The 19,774-nt window shown below is 58.1% G+C and carries 16 protein-coding genes and 1 pseudogene; 7 read left to right on the top strand and 10 right to left on the bottom strand.

What is annotated here, in order from left to right; genetic code table 11:
• Window positions 1-22: 22 nt before the first annotated feature.
• From FIU92_RS04865 to FIU92_RS04840, 6 genes are read right to left on the bottom strand one after another with little or no spacing between them, the layout of a single operon-like run.
• Window positions 23-2,245, bottom strand: a complete 2,223-nt coding sequence (locus FIU92_RS04865; protein WP_172978468.1) for a geranylgeranyl reductase family protein — start codon at window positions 2,243-2,245, stop codon at window positions 23-25.
• Window position 2,246: 1 nt separating this feature from the next.
• Window positions 2,247-3,221, bottom strand: a complete 975-nt coding sequence (locus FIU92_RS04860; protein WP_152457485.1) for a polyprenyl synthetase family protein — start codon at window positions 3,219-3,221, stop codon at window positions 2,247-2,249.
• The gene (locus tag FIU92_RS04855; protein ID WP_152457484.1) at window positions 3,214-3,669 is read right to left on the bottom strand and encodes a hypothetical protein; all 456 of its coding nucleotides are present in this window, start codon (window positions 3,667-3,669) and stop codon (window positions 3,214-3,216) included. Before FIU92_RS04855 ends, FIU92_RS04860 begins: the two co-directional genes overlap by 8 nt.
• Window positions 3,670-3,699: 30 nt before the next feature.
• Complete coding sequence (locus FIU92_RS04850) at window positions 3,700-5,097, bottom strand: S8 family serine peptidase (RefSeq protein ID WP_152457483.1); 1,398 nt, start codon at window positions 5,095-5,097, stop codon at window positions 3,700-3,702.
• Between the two features lie 16 nt (window positions 5,098-5,113).
• Window positions 5,114-9,343: a PKD domain-containing protein gene (locus tag FIU92_RS04845; protein ID WP_152457482.1), complete on the bottom strand. Its 4,230-nt coding sequence runs from the start codon at window positions 9,341-9,343 to the stop codon at window positions 5,114-5,116.
• Between the two features lie 48 nt (window positions 9,344-9,391).
• Entirely contained in the window at window positions 9,392-10,135 is a 744-nt protein-coding gene (locus tag FIU92_RS04840) for a hypothetical protein (protein WP_152457481.1), read from the bottom strand.
• A gap of 353 nt (window positions 10,136-10,488) precedes the next feature.
• On the opposite strand from FIU92_RS04840, the gene parE reads away from it, so the two are divergent.
• The 4 genes from parE to FIU92_RS04825 all read left to right on the top strand — a co-directional run bounded on the left by parE (window position 10,489) and on the right by FIU92_RS04825 (window position 14,466).
• Entirely contained in the window at window positions 10,489-12,447 is a 1,959-nt protein-coding gene (gene parE / locus FIU92_RS04835; RefSeq protein WP_152457480.1) for a DNA topoisomerase IV subunit B, read from the top strand.
• Window positions 12,448-12,470: 23 nt separating this feature from the next.
• Complete coding sequence (locus FIU92_RS23180) at window positions 12,471-12,821, top strand: DUF6864 domain-containing function (protein ID WP_371419732.1); 351 nt, start codon at window positions 12,471-12,473, stop codon at window positions 12,819-12,821.
• The gene (locus FIU92_RS04830) at window positions 12,814-13,215 is read left to right on the top strand and encodes a hypothetical protein (RefSeq protein WP_152457479.1); all 402 of its coding nucleotides are present in this window, start codon (window positions 12,814-12,816) and stop codon (window positions 13,213-13,215) included. Before FIU92_RS23180 ends, FIU92_RS04830 begins: the two co-directional genes overlap by 8 nt.
• Before the next feature lie 282 nt (window positions 13,216-13,497).
• Window positions 13,498-14,466, top strand: coding sequence for a UDP-glucuronic acid decarboxylase family protein (locus FIU92_RS04825; protein WP_152457478.1), 969 nt, complete (start codon window positions 13,498-13,500; stop codon window positions 14,464-14,466).
• A gap of 83 nt (window positions 14,467-14,549) precedes the next feature.
• Here FIU92_RS04825 and FIU92_RS04820 read toward each other — a convergent pair whose 3' ends face one another.
• Window positions 14,550-15,161: a hypothetical protein gene (locus FIU92_RS04820; protein WP_152457477.1), complete on the bottom strand. Its 612-nt coding sequence runs from the start codon at window positions 15,159-15,161 to the stop codon at window positions 14,550-14,552.
• 210 nt (window positions 15,162-15,371) lie between these two features.
• On the opposite strand from FIU92_RS04820, the gene FIU92_RS04815 reads away from it, so the two are divergent.
• A complete protein-coding gene (locus FIU92_RS04815) occupies window positions 15,372-15,653 on the top strand; it encodes a hypothetical protein (RefSeq protein ID WP_152457476.1) in 282 nt (93 codons plus the stop codon).
• A gap of 39 nt (window positions 15,654-15,692) precedes the next feature.
• Here FIU92_RS04815 and FIU92_RS04810 read toward each other — a convergent pair whose 3' ends face one another.
• Window positions 15,693-16,532 (bottom strand): DMT family transporter, encoded by an 840-nt coding sequence (locus FIU92_RS04810; RefSeq protein ID WP_152457475.1) that lies wholly within the window; start codon window positions 16,530-16,532, stop codon window positions 15,693-15,695.
• 98 nt (window positions 16,533-16,630) lie between these two features.
• A complete protein-coding gene (locus FIU92_RS04805) occupies window positions 16,631-17,401 on the bottom strand; it encodes an alpha/beta hydrolase (protein WP_152457474.1) in 771 nt (256 codons plus the stop codon).
• A gap of 103 nt (window positions 17,402-17,504) precedes the next feature.
• On the opposite strand from FIU92_RS04805, the pseudogene FIU92_RS04800 reads away from it, so the two are divergent.
• Window positions 17,505-18,260: pseudogene (locus tag FIU92_RS04800) on the top strand (hypothetical protein); the annotation flags it as partial.
• Between the two features lie 7 nt (window positions 18,261-18,267).
• Here FIU92_RS04800 and FIU92_RS04795 read toward each other — a convergent pair.
• Complete coding sequence (locus FIU92_RS04795) at window positions 18,268-18,942, bottom strand: TIGR04283 family arsenosugar biosynthesis glycosyltransferase (protein ID WP_152457473.1); 675 nt, start codon at window positions 18,940-18,942, stop codon at window positions 18,268-18,270.
• Between the two features lie 73 nt (window positions 18,943-19,015).
• On the opposite strand from FIU92_RS04795, the gene FIU92_RS04790 reads away from it, so the two are divergent.
• Window positions 19,016-19,753 carry a folate-binding protein YgfZ gene (locus FIU92_RS04790; protein ID WP_152457472.1) on the top strand — a complete coding sequence of 246 codons (738 nt, stop codon included), beginning with the start codon at window positions 19,016-19,018 and terminating at the stop codon, window positions 19,751-19,753.
• Window positions 19,754-19,774 lie beyond the last annotated feature (21 nt).

The raw sequence follows: 19,774 nt of genomic DNA, 5'->3' as shown, positions 1-19,774 counted from the left end.
CCTCGGAACCTGGATCACACCTTTACAGCACGCGGCGTTTTGGGACCTGTCGACTTACCGCGTAACCTGCAAGCGCCGAAAGCGATTTTGCCACGCCGCCCCGTGGCAAGGGGCTTAGCGCCGCTATTGCCTGATCGCGGTATTCTTCAGGCAATTTCCGCCTCTTGATATGGCGCGTGGCCGGAGAAAGCTCTGCCAAAAACCGCGCAGGGTCGCGGTGACTGAGGAAAGCACGGACTGCCGCGCCCCCCGTTTGCCGCTGGGCTGCCTCGAGAACAGGCACGCTGAACAGGCCGCTCGAGAGGTCTGACGCAAATGGGGTGCTGCCCGGGGGGCGGTCCAGGGCAAGTTCATCCTCGTTCAGCAGGTAAGCCAGGCCAAGATTCTCGCCATAGTCGCGAAGGGCACCTGACAGATCGTTTTGTTCGGCAAGCATCGCACCGAGTTCGCAAGGCAGTCGGAAGAATGCAGCCATGCATTGCCGCATCTGCGCGATGCGCTTTTCGACAGCCATATCCGGTTGCCATGCAGTCCGAAGCTCGGACACTCGGCCTTCACAGGCCGAGGCCATGGCGCTCAGGATTGATGGCACCAGATCCGGGCAGTCCCGTGCGCCGACTTCATGCGCCTTCGCCAAAAGGTAATCACCTGTGAGTATCCCAAGCTTGTCGCCCCAGTTGGCCGTGGCGTCGGCTGTTGCGGCCGCAGCCTCGATCCCTCGAATGCCGCTTTGGGCAAGAAACCCCAGATACGCAAGCTCCAGCGCCGTGGCCGCGGCACGACGTCGTTTTGCCTCAACATCACCCAGATAGGACGTCAGCAAAAGCAACAGCGAAGGTCGAAACGCAACCATGTCAGCCCGCTTGCCCGCGAAGAACATGCGCGTCAGAAACGGCCAATCGGTGCGTACGATGTGATTGAGGCGTGCGCCCACATCGCGCAGGTCGTCCCCAAGCGGCATCTCGGGCACGCGCACAAGGGGCGACACATCGTCCAACATGGCGCTTTCCACATCACCGCCAGTGCCTTCAGGCACCAAAACGGCGCGGCGCAGCATGTTGTGGACCGGCTTTTCGCTTTCGAACGTATCGTCCAACACGCGCCAGATGAACTCGTATCGGCGGCTTGCGCGGTTCCCGAGCGTGAAGTACCCGGCAAAGCGATCCCCCAACAAAAGCGCGTAGTCGTCTGCCGCCACCCAAGGGCCTGCCCCGGTGCGGAGACATCGATCAGTGGTTTGCGCCGCAAGCGCACCGGATTCCAGCGCAAAGCTGATTCCTTCGCCTGTAAACGGGCTGATAAGACCGGCGGCGTCCCCAACCAGCAACAGACCCGAATGGGCGGCGCGTTCCGGTGCGAAATCGAATCTCAGCGGTGCCCCCAAGGTCGTGCCGGACAACTGAATGCCCGAATATTCCGGATAATCCTTGCGGAGCACGTCCAGAAATTGATCGAACAATGTCCTGACATTGGCATCAAACGCCCTGCAAAACAGCCCGACACCGACATTTGCAGTTCCCTTCCCCGTTGGGAACGCCCAGCCATAGGACGGCAACAAATACCGGTCCGTAACATCAGTCAACGGCAGCATTATTTCCAGCAGTGGCGGAGTGTCTCCGCAGCCATCGACATAACCGCGAAGCGCGGTGCCATAGCCTTGTTCCGGTGTTTCCCGCAATCCCGCTGCTTTCGCCAATCGAGACGCGGCCCCGTCTGCGGCGATGACCATGTACCCGGTCAGAACCACCGTCGTGCCATCCTGCATCCGAGCGGTGACACCTGTGACAGTCCCGCTTTCATCCGTTACCAGATCGTCGGCGCGGCATTTCGGCAAGAAAGCCGCTCCTTCCGCGCGGGCCTGACGCAAAAGACAGTCATCCAGTATCAAACGGGGTACAACCAGCCCATAGTCGTCTTCGCCCTCGTATCGAAAATCCCGGTGACCCCTGTTGCGCATATGGACACGCACACCTTCGACCTCCTGTTGATCTGTAAGCGCAGGCAGAATGCCGAGGCGTTTCAACTGAGAGATACCGGACCGGGTGATCCCGTCTCCACAGCTTTTGTCCCGAGGGAAATCCTCACGGTCGATCAGAATGACCTTTCGACCTCTCCGCGTCAGCTCGATGGCGGCAGCGCTGCCGCCGGGCCCCGCACCGACAATGACGGCGTCCCATGTCTCGGCCGCGGCCTCGGCAGGTGTCGCAAGCGGCAGATCCTCGGCAAAAGGGCCGTAACCGTCCATGTCAGGCCCTCCTTTCGACCGAAAGCCGGGCGAGGTTTGCCAGCGAGGCGCGCAGCACATGATCGTCAAGCCCCGAGATGACCGTGACGGCTGCCTCGGATTTGTCCCGCGCCAGCTGTTCCGTGGCTTCAACCGCACCCGAATTGCGAATGATTTCCACAGCACGCGAAACGTCTGCATCCTGCATTTCAGCCAACCTCAACCTGGCCCGCAATTCATCGGCGGCCTGACCGTTCTGACCCAGGCACAGGAGCACCGGCATCGTATAGGCCCCTTCGCGCAGATCAGAGGCGGACCCTTTTCCAAGCTCCACGCTGCTTGCAATGTAATCCAGAACATCGTCGCGCAGCTGAAATGCAAGGCCGAGGCACTTTGAATAGGTGATCAGTGCGTCTCGATCCTGATCACTTACGTCCGCCAACATCGCCCCCAGCGATGCGGCGAGAACAAACAGTTCGGCCGTCTTGCCCTCGAGCATTTCAAGATGCTCTTCAATGGTCCAATCGGCGTTGTAGGCGTTTTCTGCTTCGCGCAACTGCCCCAGACACAGCGCAGCACAGTGTTTGCCGGCCAGCTCCGAGGCCTTGGGGCTGATGGAATCCAACAGGTTTATTGCACGGGCCAGAATGAATGTTCCGGCGAAGCTGGCGATGGGTGAAGACCAGCGACGGTTCACGCTTTCCGCTCCACGCCGAAGTTCGGCCCGGTCCATGACGTCGTCATGATAGAGCGACGCCACATGGATCATTTCGACAGCCGCCGCCGCCTGAATTGCGCGGTTGCGGCCTTCTGTGTCGGTGAGGCTTCGCGCGGTAAGCAGCAGAAGAATTGGCCGCAACCGTTTCCCGCCAGCCCCGATAAGCCAGTGGGCTATCTCTTCGAATCCCGGCTGGTCCGAGGCGACGGCATCCAACATGGATGCTTCAACCTGGGGTATCGTGGCCCGGACCTGTTCGTCTTGCAACCAGTCAGACATCCGCAATCTTGCGGAACTGCGCCAGCGTCTTCTGCAAACGCTTCGACCTGAGCGCCGCTTCGGAGTTCCTGATGAAACTGTCGTAGCCCTCGTGCAATGCTGCGGACTCGGCGCGAACGACAATCTCACCACGGTGGAAAGCGTCCATTACGGTCATCCTGCCTTCGGATATGGCCACAAGTGCTTCCGGTGAAATCGCGCCGACGCCCCGGCCTTTCCCTTTGCGCTTTTGGCTCGGGTTGATGAGAACTTCACCGCTCATCACCGAAACTTCGACCGACCCCATACCAAAAACACCAACCGTTGCACTGGCGCCCTCGTACTGCTTGACCAGTTCAGCATATTCCTTCTTGGCGTCCGCCTTGAAACCCGCCAAAGCATCTTCGGCCAGTTTTTCGACTGCCTTTGCACCCTCTTCCGGCTGCATCCGCTGTTCATAGTCTGCCACGTTCGTATCCTCCGTTCCAAAATATCCAAATCAAACCGAGCCGACCGCCGCCCGAGCATCCACACGCCCGGCGCCCTGCTGCGTGGTCGGTGCGCCGATATCGACGGCGGTGGCCATGAGAACTGCCTTGATGTCAGCCGGCAGAAGTGTCGGGTTTCGCTGCAACATCAGCGCCGCGACCCCGGCGACATGAGGACAGGCCATCGAGGTGCCGCTGGCCTCGAGATGAAGCGGATCTATCACCGTCGCGCCGCCATTCATATCATTGCCGGTCGCCGATCGCGATGCCACGATATCCACGCCGGGGGCGGTGACATCCGGTTTGTCGCGTCCATCCGGCGTTGGTCCGGGACTGGAGAAACCGGCCATGTTGTCGCTGTCATCGCTTGCGCCGACGGTAATCACGCTCTGCGCAATACCCGGACAGCGAATGCGTGTGTCATAGGTGCCGCAACTGTCATTTCCCTCGTTGCCCGCGGCCACCACAAAGGTCACCCCGGCGGTCGAAGCCGCATCAGCGGCGACACATAAAACGCATGTTCCGTCCGGATCGACCCAATTGCCGTTTCTGTGGGAAAAGCCCCAGGAATTGGAAAGAACATCCATCCCGTCCGCGACGGCCTGTTGGATTGCCGCAACGCAGTTGGGAGCGTTCCCGCTGCCAAACTGATCCAGCAGCTTGTAGTCGTGGATCACCGCCCCCGTGGCGACACCACGGAACGTCGCGCCATTGCTGGCGACAACACCCGCACAATGCGTACCGTGCCCGTTCAGGTCGCCTAAGCCCTCGCCGGTAAAATCCTGTTGGGTGCCGAAATTTCCGGCAAGTTCGGGATGTGTCTGGTCCACGCCCGTATCCAGAACGGCAACATCCACTTCGGCACCGTTGATCCCGCTGGCTTCCACGACATCGGCATTGATCAGCGGACGACTGTTGTCCAGGTCGATCAGGATCTGGTTTTTGCAATGAGCCATCTTTAGGACATCGGCGCGCCCCGCGATATCCGTAAGGCGCTGGTCATCGGCCAGAACAACCAGACTGTGTGTCAGCCAAAACGACCGTTCGACCTCAATCCCCCGCTCTTCAAAGCTTTTGGCGATTTTGCCCACCACGTCTTCGCCATGGCGTCGGTGTTGCATGATCGAACGGCGGCGCTGTCGCCGGTCGAACGCACTGGGCGGGCGATCCGGCGATGCCCTGCCGCTGCGCAGCGAGACAAGCACGCGATGCCGGGGAAGCTGGGCGGTTTCGGTTTGGCCAAGCAGAGCGTTCAGGCGCGCCTCTTTTCGGTTGGCCAAGAGGTCGCGTAAGATAATGCTGTCCATCTTCGAGATGGACTCGCTGCCAAACTCGGCACGAAGCTTCTCGATTTCACGACGTTCCGCTCTTTCGAAGCGATCAACGTGTTCCCGGCTTAACTCGGACATTTCGTGCTCCTTTAGATCATGGTCTTGTGGGGTTTTCAGGAATGGCCTGACGTTTGGTGGAATGGGTGATCATCACGACGGAAGGATCGTTGGCCATTGTCGCGATGGCCCCGGGCGAAAGTTCAACGGCAACACTGTCTATCAGCCACAGTTCGGTAATCCCGACACCGCCCAGGTTTTCCAGGGTACCGAACAAGGGCCGTGTGCGTCGGCGGAAATAATCTTCGCGGGCCTTCGTTTCGGCGCGCCTGAAAGAGGGCGCATTGCCTTCTGTGTCTGGCGCCAAGCGCAATATGACCTGCACCGAGTTCCCATCATCGCCGTCTGTTGCGGCCTTCGCCAATTCCGATTGCAGCTGCGTGTCCAGCTTGCCCCAAGCCGCCTCGGACAGGCCGAACGGATGGGGGCTGTTGGTTTCGGTCAAGGTTCTGTCCTCCGTGGTCGTCTCTGCACTGAACATGGCCGGTGCGACGGCACGGTCGAAGCGCGGGTTCACGACAATGCCGGGCCCCGGTTCAGGCTCTGCCGAAGGCGTACTGCGCAGGTGTTCCGGCCGGAAACACAGTTCGATCAACGCTGCTTCCTGCGCACGCATGGCGAGGGTCACCATACCGCTTGCCTGAACCTCGATGACCTGTACCCCCTGCTGCTGCGTTCCTGTCTGGGTCGTCAGGACATTGCCCGCCGCATCAAGTGCGATGATCGTTATGGGCTTTCCGCCAGCAAAGCTCAGCTTGAGGCGGGCCCAGTCAGCAACGACCGGCAGATGGGCAAAGACACCGGCGATGGAAAGCAACAGTTTGGGTGTGCCTTGCGGCTGGAACCCGCCAATGATCTGAAGAAGGGTGCCCTTGGTCGGCAGGAACCGCACACCGCCGACGTTCAATACCGGATGGCGGGAAGGCAGTTTCTGGCCGCGAAAATCAATGCAACGTTCACGCGGGGGAATTTCCGGATCGGGCTTCGGCTGCTCCGGACAATGCGGCTGAATCGCGATGAAAGCGCAATCATCAATGTAGCCAAGCGCATCGTTGCGCGGATCATCTCCGCTGAACTCCAGAAATACCGTCACGGCTTCGGCTTCCGCCGTCACGCGGCCCCGCAATTGCCGCCAGGCACCGTCCAGATCGCCGGTCCACCATTCCACCCAGGGCGCCCGCGGATCATCACCACCGCGCGGATCCAACCCCAAAGCATAGCCGCCTGCGTCGCCGGCCTCCTTCGCGAACCAACACGAGAATTCATAGTCCCATCCCGGGTTCGAACCCAGCGATTGCCACAGCCCGACACGAAGGCCGCGCTGTGCGATGACCCGTTGGGACCTGTCCCCGGTCCGGACGATGCAACCTTCGCAGTCAAAGGCATCGGCAGGGATCGGGGCCAATTGCGGAACGGGATTTCCCTTTCCGGCGTGAAAGGCTGCCAAGTCGGTCAGCCATGCATAGGGTGTCCAGAACCGACCGACATTGCCCGCTGGAAGCGAACGGAAACCATCTTCGAAACCGGGGTTCAGCAAATGCACGACCCGGACGGTCAGGTCGTCCTGACCAAAGGCGCCATCGTCATCCATGACGGTACAGATGGCCCGGAAGTCACCACACTTTTCATAGATATGCGAGGCGGCCGCCGTGCCTTCGGCTGCCGGTGGTTCGTTCGTTTCCTCGATCAGGGCGGTGCGGGGTTCACTGCAATCGCCGAAATCCCACTTGGCCGTATGCGTGTCGCACCAGCCGGGATCCCGGAAATCGGCGACAAGCGTAATCGGTGTGCAGACATATGCATAAAGGTCAGGGCCAGCTTCGACCTCGGGCGGAACATTGGTAACGGTGACACGCAGGGTGTCGATGGCCTCGCCGCCGTTGACGTCGCGAATACGCACCGTGACGGTGTATTCGCCATTGTCGCACCAGGCATGGGTCACGGTCGACGTGCCTGTCGCCGCAGGAGGAGCATTGGTTTCAGAAATCACGCCGGGTTTGGGCGCGTGGTGATCACCGAAATACCACATGGACTCGTGGGTGTCGGGGTATTCGACATCTCGGAACCGTGCGACCAGAGTGACCTCTTCACCCTCCTGCACCGTCAGATCAGGGCCGGCATCCACTGTCGGCGGCACATTTTCGACGGTAACAAGCGAGAAACTGCGACTGCGCGCTCCGCCCGGCTGGTTGATCGTCAGCGCATGTTTTGCGGTGTAGACACCGCTTGCAGCATAGACATGCTGAATCGAGGGCAAGACCGCGGCCGGTGTTCCGTCACCCGGCAACCACTCGTACCCCGCGTCAGGATGTTCATTCGCAGCCGCAAGCGACATGGCCGATGCGGCCGCACCCGACCGTGCCCCGCCCGAATCCGCCGGGACGACATCCGTGGCTTCGCAACTGCTTATGACAGTGAAGTCTCCGGCAATTTCAAGACCGTCGGTATCAATCACGATGGGGTCCGAGAATACCGCTTCGACCCGCCCGATCCTGGCAAGGTTCTCCGGCCAGCCGGTGATACCCGTGACCGTATTCGTAACTTCATCTGACAGGATTTCACTGCCCATGCTTTCGGCAATTCCCCGGACGACAAGGGCCACGATCACAACGACCAATGCGCCCAGAATTCCGAAAGCGCCGAATGACAATATCGCGGCGATTGCCGTCAGCACCCAAAGCAGCACGGATTCTTCGGGATCGACATCGCTGTCGATTTCAAAGTGATCCATTTGCTGTCCACCGGTTGGGCCCAGCGAACCATTCGGCTGCCAGCGCAATCCGACATCATTAAAAAAGTCGGCATCCACATCAATGCTGCCCAGGATCGCGTCTACGACCGTCACCTTGCCCGATATTCTGATCGCCCCCGCCCTGAGGCTGACGTCCAAATCGGTCAGCCGGACTTCGCGCCCGTCAGGTGTAAAGGTCTTTGGAAGGTCGTCATCCGACAATTCGGCTTCGATGCGCGCCGTTTCTATCGAAGCTTCGACCTGGGTCGCGCTGATGGCAATTGCAAAATCCCTGTCAGCAGGAATGAAATTGGCAAGCCCGCCTACGTCACCGCCGCCATCATCGTTCAAGGCGATCGCCAGAAACTCGTTTGTCACGCCGACGGTGATGCTGTCGACTTCAAATTCTTCGTCCGTTGCCTCTGGTCCCCAGATGTAAACGAAATCGCGGGCCTCAAGATCCTGATGAAAAAAGTCGCCGATGAATTCTTCGATCTCGGCTACTGTCGGGGCCGCAATTGAAATCTCGCCCAGCCCACTGGCCAATTCCTGCCCCCGCGACACCAGTTCGCTGGAAATCTGGGCGTCGAGGTCAATCGCGACCAACGGGATCGCCGCCAGTTGATCACGGTTGTCGATGTAATTGTCACCCTCTGGCCCATATTCCGGACCGGCGGGGGTGATCGCGTCCACGGTAACGGTGGCCGCGTTCAAATCCGTTCGGAATTCCGAACCGACCCGACTGAAAGGTGCCGTGATGTTGATCCGCGTTTCGATCCCCATGGGGTCCTGCGGATTGAAAAAAAGCTGCACCGTCGGCCCAACGACAATGTTGAACATACGCAGATAGACCGGCAACGAAATTGTTATGTCACCGCCTGACACGGTGGTTTCAATATCGTGCGCCGCGTCCGAGGCGTCGTTGAAGATTTCCGCATGGACATCAGTCGTCAACGCTCCCAAGGCAAATTGCAGCTCGGTCTCATCGATGACATGGGGGATGGAGGGAAAGGCCGGATCGATCGGTCCGCCGGGTCCACCGTTCTCATAGGCTTTGTCCACGAATTCACTTGCGAACAACTCGATATTGGACGCAATCGGATCGCCGCTGGTCAGCGTGGCGGATACCTGGTTGCGAGGCAGGCCATCCAACAGCCATCCCACATCCTGACGCCCGGGAATTAGACCAATCGGCGCAGCCGCAGCAAGATCGGCCGTCATCGTCAGCATTTGCGCCGATGGAACCGGGGGGTTTTCGATTTCGATCTGGATCAGGACACCAAGTTGAATTTCGGCACCGGTGATGTCCGGGCGCAAGCTGGCGTCCAACTGGTCTTCGGGAATCTGAACCGACCCGTCAGCTACAACAAAACCGCCAAAGGTTTCACCTGCGGGAACATCCATGAATTCGGGAATGCGGCCTTCATCGCCGAGATCATCGTCGCATTCCGCGGACTTCCACGCCCCCCGAATGACCTTTCGCAGGACCTCTTCCGAGGCTTCGACGACAACTTGATATCCTCTTGTATTTGCCATCCTGACGTCCTCGGTGTGACGGCGCGAGGGAATCGCGCCCGGGTGTCTTCAAGCAGTGCCGGTAAAAACGGCGCGGGGCGTGATATTGACTAGCCTACGTTTCCCGGTTCGCACGGCACGATACAGCGCCTCGGTCGCAAAACGCGGTGTCGATGCATCAAGTTGCCGGTAGGCAAGTAACGGAGCGATGATTTTGTGCGCCTTGCCCAGTGCTTCCAGCGGGTCGGGAATCTTCACGGGCTCGATCAAACTTGGATCGATCCCGGCGACGGATTTGCCTTTGGCTTTCCCGGGAAATCGACGCGCGATTTCCGATGCCTTGACCCTGGCCACCTTCACTTTGGAGGTGGAATAGCGCACTTTTCGCATCGGCAAGGACAAGGGAGACAGGTCAGGGCGTTTCGAAGCCTCATCGACCAGCTTCAACTCGTCGAAAAGTACCACAGCAAGATCGTGTTCCTGCCCGGGGTCAAATTCATGCCCGGACGCGGCGAAAATCTTTTTACGCAAACTTTTGCGTACAACGATCTGTTTCTTGGAAAACCGCGCTCTGTCCTCCAGCTCAAGTCGGCCAGACAGGTCCAAATCGAACCCAAGCTCCTCAAGCGCCAACACGGGGTTAATCAGCGCAGCACGAGCAAGCTCTGGGGTGACATTCAAACGGGCAGCAATATCATGCACTGCTGCTTGAACGTCCTGAAACGTAGCCATAGCAGCCTTCCAATTACGAAATAAACGTAACTCTTGAACGCTTGGAACTGATAGATAGATACTTTGGGAGTCTTCCTTCACGATATATTTTTAAAGCGATTCCGTCAATGAGCCGGAGAGGCCGCAAGGCTGACTTCAACCCGACCGCGTAGTGGGAATTGTCGCGTCGCTGGTTTTATCGGACGGGTTTGTCGCGAGAAATGCAGCCCGGAATACAGACCCTGACCAACTGTCGACAACGGCAGTGCGGGACCTTCCCGCGCCACGGCGAGGGGTGGTGGTTTCAAGCAAAACCGCCAATCGGGACGCCGCCACATTGTGCAAGCATCCCGCGGCCCCACGCCTTCAATCCGTCCACAACACCTCGCGCCCCTCTTCCCCCGGACCACATCACCTGCCATAATGGGGGAAACTCAAAAACAAGAGCAGCACCCATGCCCGACGATCTGTTGACGCCAGAAGCGACCACAACTTATGACGCCTCCTCGATCGAGGTGCTCGAAGGTTTGGAACCGGTCCGCAAGCGACCCGGCATGTATATCGGCGGCACGGATGAGCGCGCTCTGCACCATATGGTGGCCGAGATCCTCGACAACTCGATGGACGAGGCAGTGGCAGGCCATGCCAACCGGATCGAGGTGGAACTGCACGCCGATTACGCCCTGACCGTGCGCGACAACGGGCGCGGCATTCCGATCGACCCGCACCCGAAGTTCCCGGACAAATCCGCGCTCGAGGTGATCCTGTGCACCCTGCACGCGGGCGGCAAATTCTCGGGCAAAGCGTATCAGACCTCGGGTGGTCTGCACGGCGTGGGCGCCTCGGTGGTGAACGCGCTTTCGGATTCGATGGTCGTTCAGGTGGCCCGCGACAAGCAACTTTATGAACAACGTTTCTCGCGCGGTGTCCCCTTGGGCCCAGTGGAAAAGGTCGGCGCCGCCCCCAACCGGCGCGGCACCACAGTCACCTTCCACGCTGACGACCAGATCTTTGGCCACCACCGGTTCAAACCCGCCCGCCTGTTCAAATCCATCCGGTCCAAGGCCTACCTGTTTTCGGGCGTCGAAATCCGCTGGAAATCCGCCATCGATGACGGCGAGACGCCCACTGAGGCCACCTTCCACTTCCCGGGCGGGCTGTCGGACTACCTGAAAGAGACGATGAATGGCTCATCGACCTATGCCGAGCAGCCCTTTGCCGGAACCGTGGACTTTCAGGAGAAATTCGGAACCCCCGGCAAGGTCGAATGGGCGATCAACTGGACGCCCTCACGCGATGGGTTCATCCAATCCTACTGCAACACCGTGCCGACGCCCGAGGGCGGCACCCATGTGGCCGGGTTCTGGGCCGCGATCCTCAAGGGGATCAAGGCTTATGGCGAGTTGATCAACAACAAGAAAGCCGCCCAGATCACGCGGGAAGACCTGATTGCAGGGGGCTGCGCACTGGTGTCCTGCTTCATCCGCGAGCCGGAATTCGTCGGCCAGACCAAAGACCGCCTTGCCACGGTCGAGGCGCAGCGGCTGGTCGAAAACGCGGTGCGCGACCATTTCGACAACTGGCTGGCCGCCGATACGAAATCCGCCGGCGCGATCCTCGACTTCCTGATCCTGCGGGCCGAAGAACGCCTGCGCCGACGGGCCGAGAAGGAAACACAACGCAAGTCCGCCACTAAGAAACTTCGTCTCCCCGGCAAGCTGGTGGACTGTAGTAGTTCAACACGGGACGGCACGGAATTATTCATCGTCGAGGGCGATTCTGCGGGCGGGTCTGCGAAAATGGGTCGCGATCGCAAAACACAAGCCCTGCTGCCCCTGCGCGGCAAGATCTTGAACGTGCTGGGCGCGGCCAGTTCGAAACTGGGCACCAATGCCGAAATTAACGATCTGACCCAGGCGCTGGGTGTCGGCCTTGGCACCAAGTTCAACGTCGACGACCTGCGCTATGACAAGGTCATTATCATGACCGACGCGGATGTGGACGGGGCGCATATCGCGTCCTTGCTGATGACGTTCTTCTTCACCCAGATGCGGCCGATGATCGACGCGGGCCATTTGTATCTGGCCTGCCCGCCTCTGTACCGCCTGACCCAAGGAGCCAAGCGCGTCTATTGTCTGGACGAGGCCGAGCGCGACGAATGGCTTGAGAAAGGTCTGGGCGGCAAGGGTAAGATCGACGTGTCCCGCTTCAAGGGTTTGGGCGAAATGGACGCCAAGGACCTGAAAGAGACCACGATGGACCCCAAATCCCGGAAATTGATCCGGGTCACCATCGACGAGGACGAACCCGGCGAGACCGGCGATCTGGTCGAGCGCCTGATGGGCAAAAAACCCGAACTGCGGTTCCAATATATTCAGGAGAACGCGCGGTTTGTTGAGGAGTTGGATGTTTAGGTATTCGAAGGAATAAAAACCAAATGAAGGTTGGAAAGAACACGGTAATCTTTGCTGGGTCTCTACTTACACCAAACGACGAAGTTGCATTGTTTTCGATAAAAAACGACTTCGCGAACTTAGAAATTGCAGTTAAGTTTTCGAACCATTCGAACAATCGAGAACAACGTTTGAAAGTTGACAGAATAGACGGCGTTCCCACTATAGAATTGATCAATTGGAACAACAGCTTAGGGACCGCAACTACTGAACCACTTGAGTTGGGCGTAACGAAAACTGGTCAGAGAATTCTCTTTCTATGCTCGAACAAAACAATCGGTAGTGTTAACGACGTCACTCTTCAGCTGATGCTGGAGGAAAACAAAAATGACTGACCAGATAAACGTCACTCCTACTTCCGTTCCTGTTGACAAAACATTCGACAACACAGGTCAAGAATTGATCTACGTTACTGTCGACAGATTAAGACTGGTTCTTACCGAACACAAAGAATGCGTAAGTGAACAAAGATCGCTTTGGGCACCGGTCGGGATTGGGGTTTCGATTCTAGCTGCCTTGGTAACCTCCAGCTTTAATCCAATATGGGGGATCCCTGCGGACAATATCCAGAGTTTCTTTGTCGGTTGCCTTTTCGTCTGCGCTTGGGTTGCGTTTTCTAGTATTTACAAAGTTGGGAAAGGATACCTTTCGGGCAAACGAGTAGGTGACATAGAAAGCGTGATTGAGAAATTGAAACCTGAGCTTCCTCCAAATGAGAAGGGAAAATAAGTACTTTGGTAAGCGTAAGATGGGTACTTGCACCCATAGTGTTTCTTTTGTCGAGCGATTTGAAGGCACCTACTCTACTTCTTCTACTTCGCTATGAATCTTGGGCCTTGCTGGCATATAGCCCCGCTTCACATGTTAGGTGAACTTGGGACACACCAACACCACACGCGCCCTCAAAAAACCAAAATCTACTGCAATTCAAACATCTTCGGTTTACTAATCAAACCAAGACCCGGCGTCCCTGTGACAAGCTGGCTTGGATTTAACGATTAAGGATTTGCAATGGCCCGCCTTTATGACAGTCGAAAACGTGTTCTCGTAACCGGTGGGGCTGGGTTTCTGGGCTCGCACCTCTGCGACCGGCTTCTGGATCAGGGGCACGAGGTTTTGTGCGTCGACAACCTGTTCACCGGCACCAAGCGCAACATTGACCATCTGCACAACAACCCGCGGTTCGAGTTCATGCGCCACGACGTGACCTTCCCGCTGTTTGTGGAGGTCGACGAGATCTATAACCTCGCCTGCCCCGCCTCGCCCGTGCATTATCAGCACGACCCGGTGCAGACGACCAAGACCAGCGTGCATGGCGCGATCAACATGCTGGGGCTGGCGAAGCGGCTGAAATGCAAAATCTTTCAGGCCTCGACCTCCGAGGTCTATGGCGACCCGACCATCCATCCGCAGACCGAAGATTATTGGGGCAACGTCAACCCGGTTGGCCCGCGATCCTGCTATGACGAAGGCAAGCGCTGCGCCGAGACCTTGTTCTTCGACTATCACCGGCAGATGGGGTTGGAGATCAAGGTCGCTCGCATCTTCAACACCTACGGGCCCAGAATGCACCCCGCAGATGGGCGCGTCGTGTCGAACTTTATCATGCAGGCCCTGACCGGCGAGCCGATCACGATCTTTGGCGACGGTACGCAGACCCGGTCTTTCTGTTACGTGGATGATTTGATCGAAGGGTTCATCCGGCTGATGGAGACCGGCGCGGACGTGACCGGCCCGGTCAATCTAGGCAATCCCAACGAATTCTCGATGAACGAACTGGCCCGCGAAGTGCAGGCCCTTGTGGGGGCCGAGACCCCTGTCAGTTTCAAGGAGTTGCCAGAGGATGACCCGAAGCAGCGTCAGCCAGATATCACACTGGCGCGGACCCTGCTGGGCTGGGAACCCAAAGTGCAACTGAAAGAAGGGCTGCACGCAACCATCCGGTATTTCCGAGACCTTCAGGCCGAAGTCGAGACCTAGGGCCAAGGCCCGGTTTAAGATCCGGGCACGCCCCCAGCCCCTGTCCTGCCCCGGCGCTTGCAGAACCTTTGCAAGGCATCGCCTTATTCGAAATCTGCCTGATCCAGCAGCGTATAGGTGAACTTGTTGCCAAACGCGTCGCGCCCGGCTTCGCATTTCAGCAGAAACTCGGCAAAGTGACGCTGATCGGCGAATACCTGACACCCGGCGGAATAGATCGTATTCGCAGTGTCATCGTCACCGTTGTTTGGCCCCTTGTGCAGATTTATGCCGAACATCCCGCTTTGAGGATTAACAAGGTTCAGGTTTCCATCCCTGTTGTTGTCCCGAAACACGGCAACGGTTCCCAGCCTTTGACACAGCGCCTTGTGGCCTCCGGGCCGGCCTCGTTTATGAATATCGATCTTGTAGCAGGACCGATATTGCCCGGGCGCCAGAATGGCCGTCCCATCCGGGTTTATCGGGTTTTTCAGGTAATGATCGCTGGGATCGGCCGTCATCGGGTAATACGCTATATCCCAAACGCCTAGAAACCGGTGGAACACCGTCATGACATCATCGAATTTCTTGGGTGAAACCGGGTGGGCGCGAATGCCCACTATGTTCAGGTTCCAATCGACAGTTGGGGTGTCGAAAACCACAAAACCCTTTTGGGACATGACGTCCATAATCGCTTGCACAGAGGGTCTGAACATCTCTCAATTCTCCTTAAACAATGCAGCCATGTTACCACAGAAGTGACCGACCGTAAAAATCGCCCCCTTGGCTTGTCGCTGCGCGTGTAGGATTTTCGTTGCCTAACCCGTTGATCTCGTTCAAACTTGCTGAAACAAGAAACCATGATTGAGGTCCGGGCGTCCAAACCCTTTTTGATCGACAACCGATTTGCAGGACGAGAGGACGACATGAAAACACTGACCTATGGGCTGGCCTTTGCCATGCTGGCGACCCAGGCCCCGGCGCAACAGACGCTTAGCCTGGCATCTCCGATCCCGGACGGGGCGGAAACACGGTTTTGCTATTACAAGGGGCTGGCTTATTCACCGGATTCCTTCATCGTGATCTTTGGCGACAACACCGTGACTGACACGATCAACACGCGCGAGGAACGCCTGCTGCGATGTGTAAGCAGCGACAAGGGCACCATGCACTGGAAGCCACAAAGCACGTTTCAGGTCGGCCGCTAAGCCAGAAATATCACTGTCGCCCAGGGCTTTTTAGCCGGATCAGACTGCCATTCCGATCAGGGCGACACCCACGGCCATGAGCACCGCGGCACCCAACCGTCGCGCCCAGTTGCCTTCCTTGAGGAATACGAACCCGATCAGTGCGGCAAAGATGACCGAAGTTTCCCGCAGCGCCGAAACCGCGCCCAGCGGTGCAAAATTCTTGGCGTACAGTACCAGACCATAAGCTGTCATCGATACCAGCCCGCCAAGAATGCCGATCCTCCACACTTTGGCTGGCAGGTCTTTCAGGGTCGCACGTTTCCGCACCCCGACAAATCCGGCAATGAACAGGTGCAGAAACGCACCCCACGCCCAATAGCTGAGCGTGTTACCCGACAGCCGAACACCGATCCCGTCAACGACCGAATAGACCGAAATGCAGAACCCGGTACCCAGCGCAAACATCAGTGCGCTGCGCCCAACGCCCGAGCGCAGAGCTTTCCAACTGCTCAGCTGGATACCCAGGGCAATCAGGGCGATACCGGTCCAGGCCTGAAAAGGCAGCACTTCTCCGACCAAGGCCATTGCCCAAAGCGAAACCAGCGCCGGGACAATTCCACGGGCGATGGGGTATACCACGCTCAGATCACCATGCTGATAGGCTTTGCCCAGCATGAAGTAATAGCCGAAATGCACAACGGTCGAGAGCAGGATGTAAACAAAGCTCTCAGGGTTTGGCAGTGGCAGCAGCATCACCATGAGTGCCCCAGGCAGCACTTGACCCAAAGCGACCAAACCCAGCATGGTGGTTCGATCCGCCGCTGTCTTCACGATTGCATTCCACACCGCGTGCAGCAAAGCAGCCGAAAGAATAATAAGGACAACGAACAGGGTCATGTCCGGACCTTTCCCGCAGAGATTTCGCGCCAAAAGGGTCAACTGCCCCATTCAATTGGCGCCATGTCTGCAAAGGGTGGATCGTTGTCAAGCCCGTTTCAGATCACCTGGGTTGTCAGCCATTTCTCGATCTTCGAGGCCGGCCCTTCCCAACCCGGCTCCATGAACAGGAAATGCGCATGATCTTTGACCAGCAAAAAGGTTCCGCGATCCCCATAGCGCGTTGCCAGTGCGCGGCAGGTATCGGGGTTAACAGCCCTGTCTTCGGCACCCGAGACCACCAGAACAGGGCAGTCAACCTTGTCGAAATCAACCTTGATTGCATGATGGTCATCGAACATCCAAAAGAACATTTCAAACATCACGCGCCCGCTTTCCGCGCCCAATTGATCGAATACAGCGTGTTGCTGCGACTCATCCATCTTGTTCAAGGCGAATGGGGCCATCAAATCGAACCCGACCCGCATCGGCTGCTTCCAGAATGGGCCGCCTTCCATCAAGGTGCGCGGTACAGCCCGTTCATCATCGGTCTCGGGCAAGGTGCCCCAAGGCGCATTTGGATTGATCAGAACGATGGCGCTGGACAAACCACGAGACGCCACTTGTTGCGCCACCACCCCAGCAATGGCATGCCCCAAAATGACAGGTTTGTGGTCCAGTCCCTGTACAAAATCGGCGATGTCATTGGTGTAGTCCATGACACTGGCATCAGTCAGACCCGGGTCGGGGTCCGCTTTCGGATCACCGTCATGGTAACGCAGGGCAGGAACGTGAACCGTCCAACCTCGGTCCCGAAAGAAGGCCGCGTAATCCTGCATGCACCAAGGTCCGGCAAATGCTCCGTGGATAAGAACGATTTCTTTGGTCATCGAAGTCCCCCCTGCGCTGCCTACAGTATGGGGATATGGTAAGACGTTACAACTGCCCGTGATCCCTGTTGCAGGTCGAAGCACAGGTCCTAAGATTGGACGCATGAGTTTTGTGACCGACAATCAATTGCCGCTGCTGATCCTGTTCTTTGTCATCGGCTCTATCGGCACTGCCTTTCTGTTTCGCAAACCGGCAGGGCACCGGGCGTGGAAACTGGCTGATCTGGTATGGGTTGTGCTGGGTGGCATCGGGGCATTGGTGGCTGTTTTGGCCGGGCTTTACACCTCGGACAGCTCGCGACTGGACCGACAGATCGACGTGGCCTATGCCGCGACGCTGGCATTTGACAGGGATGCGGCCCGGTTCCGCCTGCGGTTCTGTGATCCGGCCTATGATCCGGATACCGCCGTATTATGCGAAAAGGTTGAGTTCCTTTCAGCTTCGACCGCCAGCAACTCGGAACTGCCCCTGTTCATCGCGGTCACGAACGAAGTGGCCCCCCTACAGGGGCTTCACTTCTTGGTTGGGGGTCAGTCCAAGGACGAAAAGGAGGAAATACGTGACATGGCCGCCAAGGCCGATGCCTTTGACATCGACCAGTTCCTAGTCTTCACATCACTGGACGAAAACACACAGACCGCCATTGACAACATGCGTCGCAAGGTTCCCGCGATTGCGGGCGACTACCTGATACTTGCGCAGAGCTACGATGACCTGATCGCGCAGGTCGGGAAGCTGAAAGAAGAATGGGAATACCTACAGGACAATGCTCATATTCTTGTCCTGCAAATCGTGGCCCTATGCCTTGTCAGTTTTGCAGCACCATTTCGGCTGGGGAAATCCGTGGTCGAGCTGCGCACCACGCTCAGCGACGATACGTCTGCGCCAAAGCTTGCGGGTCAGCCCCCAAAAAGTAACGCAGAAGAGTCCACAGGTTCCGAGCACCGCGCCGAATCCACCCCGCCCGCTCATACCGCTCCGCACTCGTAAAGGCGCGTGTGTTCAGAACAGTTACCTTTGGCAACGCGCGCACCAAAGCCACATCTTCCATCAACGGCTGGTCGGGAAACCCGCCTGCCGCTTGATAGGTGTGACGCGGAACCAGCAATCCCTGATCTCCGTAGGGCAAGCCCAGCATCCTGCTGCGCAGATTGGCCCAGCCAGCCACCCAGGCCGGCGCGATCCCGCGCGCGCGGAACGCCAGTTGAAACGCAGCAGGTTTGGCTGAAGGCAGGTGGGCGCTGACGGTCTCGCTCCACCCCTTTTGCAGCACTGTATCCGCATGAAGAATCAGCAGCCAATCCCCTTTGGCCTGCGCGCACCCTCGGCGCAACTGGCCGCCTCGGGATGGCGGGCCGGTCACGACCGTCGCACCGGCCTCTTCCGCAATATCCGGCGTGTGATCGGTTGAGCAGGCATCGCTGATGATCAATTCCCGGATCAACCCGGCATGCACCCCTTCCATCAAAGCCCCAAGACATTCGGGCAAAGCATCGGCGGCGTTGAGGGTCGGGATTACGACGGTAATAGGCGCGGGCACGTCTGATAACCTCTGGTCTTGGCATCGGAACTTCCTATATCACGAGGCCTGAGGAAATGACGAGGACCAAGCCATGCCCACCCGCCGCATACTGCGCCTGTCCGGCTCGGATACCGAAAGCTTTTTGCAGGATCTGATTACCAACGACATTAAGGGGTTGGACAACGGGTTGGTCTACGCCGCTCTGCTTACTCCGCAGGGAAAGTACCTGGCGGATTTCTTCCTGAAACGAAATGACGACAGAGTTCTTCTGGACGTGGCCGAACACCTTGCGGATGATCTGGTCAAACGTCTGACGATGTACAAGTTGCGTGCGGATGTGACGATCGAGGGAACCGATCTGAACCTGCAACGCGGCACCAAGGCTGCGCCGGAAACCGCCCTGCCCGATCCCCGCCACCCGGACATGGGCTGGCGCAACTACTCCCCCGAACCCGAGGGCGATGATGGAACCGACTGGGATGCACTGCGCGTCCGGCACTGCATTCCCGAGTCAGGCATTGAACTGACCCCGGACAGTTACATCCTGGAATCCGGCTTCGAAGCGCTGAATGGCGTGGATTTCAAAAAAGGATGTTATGTCGGGCAGGAAGTGACCGCACGCATGAAGCACAAAACCGAATTGCGCAAAGGTCTGCGACGCGTCGTTGTCCAGGGCTCGGCCCCGGTGGGGACCGAGGTCAGTGCAAATGGCAAACCTGTCGGAACATTGTACACACAGGCCGGCGGAAACGGGATCGCGTATCTGCGATTTGATCGTGCAGGCCCTGAGATGCAGGCCGGAGACGCCACAGTGCGCCTGGAGGACTGAGCCCACCTTGTTGCCAAATCG

The sequence above is a fragment of the Ruegeria sp. THAF33 genome (assembly GCF_009363615.1).
In the GTDB taxonomy this organism is placed as follows: Bacteria; Pseudomonadota; Alphaproteobacteria; order Rhodobacterales; family Rhodobacteraceae; genus Ruegeria.
The sequence above is the reverse complement of the archived record's forward strand: the minus strand, read 5'-3'. Positions and strand labels throughout refer to the sequence as shown.

What these genes read in the sequence shown, in the direction of transcription:
- FIU92_RS04810 (WP_152457475.1), bottom strand. Translation starts at nt 16,532, where the DNA reads ATGACCCTGTTCGTTGTCCTTATTATTCTTTCGGCTGCTTTGCTGCAC.
- FIU92_RS04820 (WP_152457477.1), bottom strand. Translation starts at nt 15,161, where the DNA reads ATGTTCAGACCCTCTGTGCAAGCGATTATGGACGTCATGTCCCAAAAG.
- FIU92_RS04850 (WP_152457483.1), bottom strand. Translation starts at nt 5,097, where the DNA reads ATGTCCGAGTTAAGCCGGGAACACGTTGATCGCTTCGAAAGAGCGGAA.
- FIU92_RS04790 (WP_152457472.1), top strand. Translation starts at nt 19,016, where the DNA reads ATGCCCACCCGCCGCATACTGCGCCTGTCCGGCTCGGATACCGAAAGC.
- FIU92_RS04825 (WP_152457478.1), top strand. Translation starts at nt 13,498, where the DNA reads ATGGCCCGCCTTTATGACAGTCGAAAACGTGTTCTCGTAACCGGTGGG.
- FIU92_RS04830 (WP_152457479.1), top strand. Translation starts at nt 12,814, where the DNA reads ATGACTGACCAGATAAACGTCACTCCTACTTCCGTTCCTGTTGACAAA.
- FIU92_RS04845 (WP_152457482.1), bottom strand. Translation starts at nt 9,343, where the DNA reads ATGGCAAATACAAGAGGATATCAAGTTGTCGTCGAAGCCTCGGAAGAG.
- FIU92_RS04805 (WP_152457474.1), bottom strand. Translation starts at nt 17,401, where the DNA reads ATGACCAAAGAAATCGTTCTTATCCACGGAGCATTTGCCGGACCTTGG.
- FIU92_RS04860 (WP_152457485.1), bottom strand. Translation starts at nt 3,221, where the DNA reads ATGTCTGACTGGTTGCAAGACGAACAGGTCCGGGCCACGATACCCCAG.
- FIU92_RS04815 (WP_152457476.1), top strand. Translation starts at nt 15,372, where the DNA reads ATGAAAACACTGACCTATGGGCTGGCCTTTGCCATGCTGGCGACCCAG.
- parE (WP_152457480.1), top strand. Translation starts at nt 10,489, where the DNA reads ATGCCCGACGATCTGTTGACGCCAGAAGCGACCACAACTTATGACGCC.
- FIU92_RS23180 (WP_371419732.1), top strand. Translation starts at nt 12,471, where the DNA reads ATGAAGGTTGGAAAGAACACGGTAATCTTTGCTGGGTCTCTACTTACA.
- FIU92_RS04865 (WP_172978468.1), bottom strand. Translation starts at nt 2,245, where the DNA reads ATGGACGGTTACGGCCCTTTTGCCGAGGATCTGCCGCTTGCGACACCT.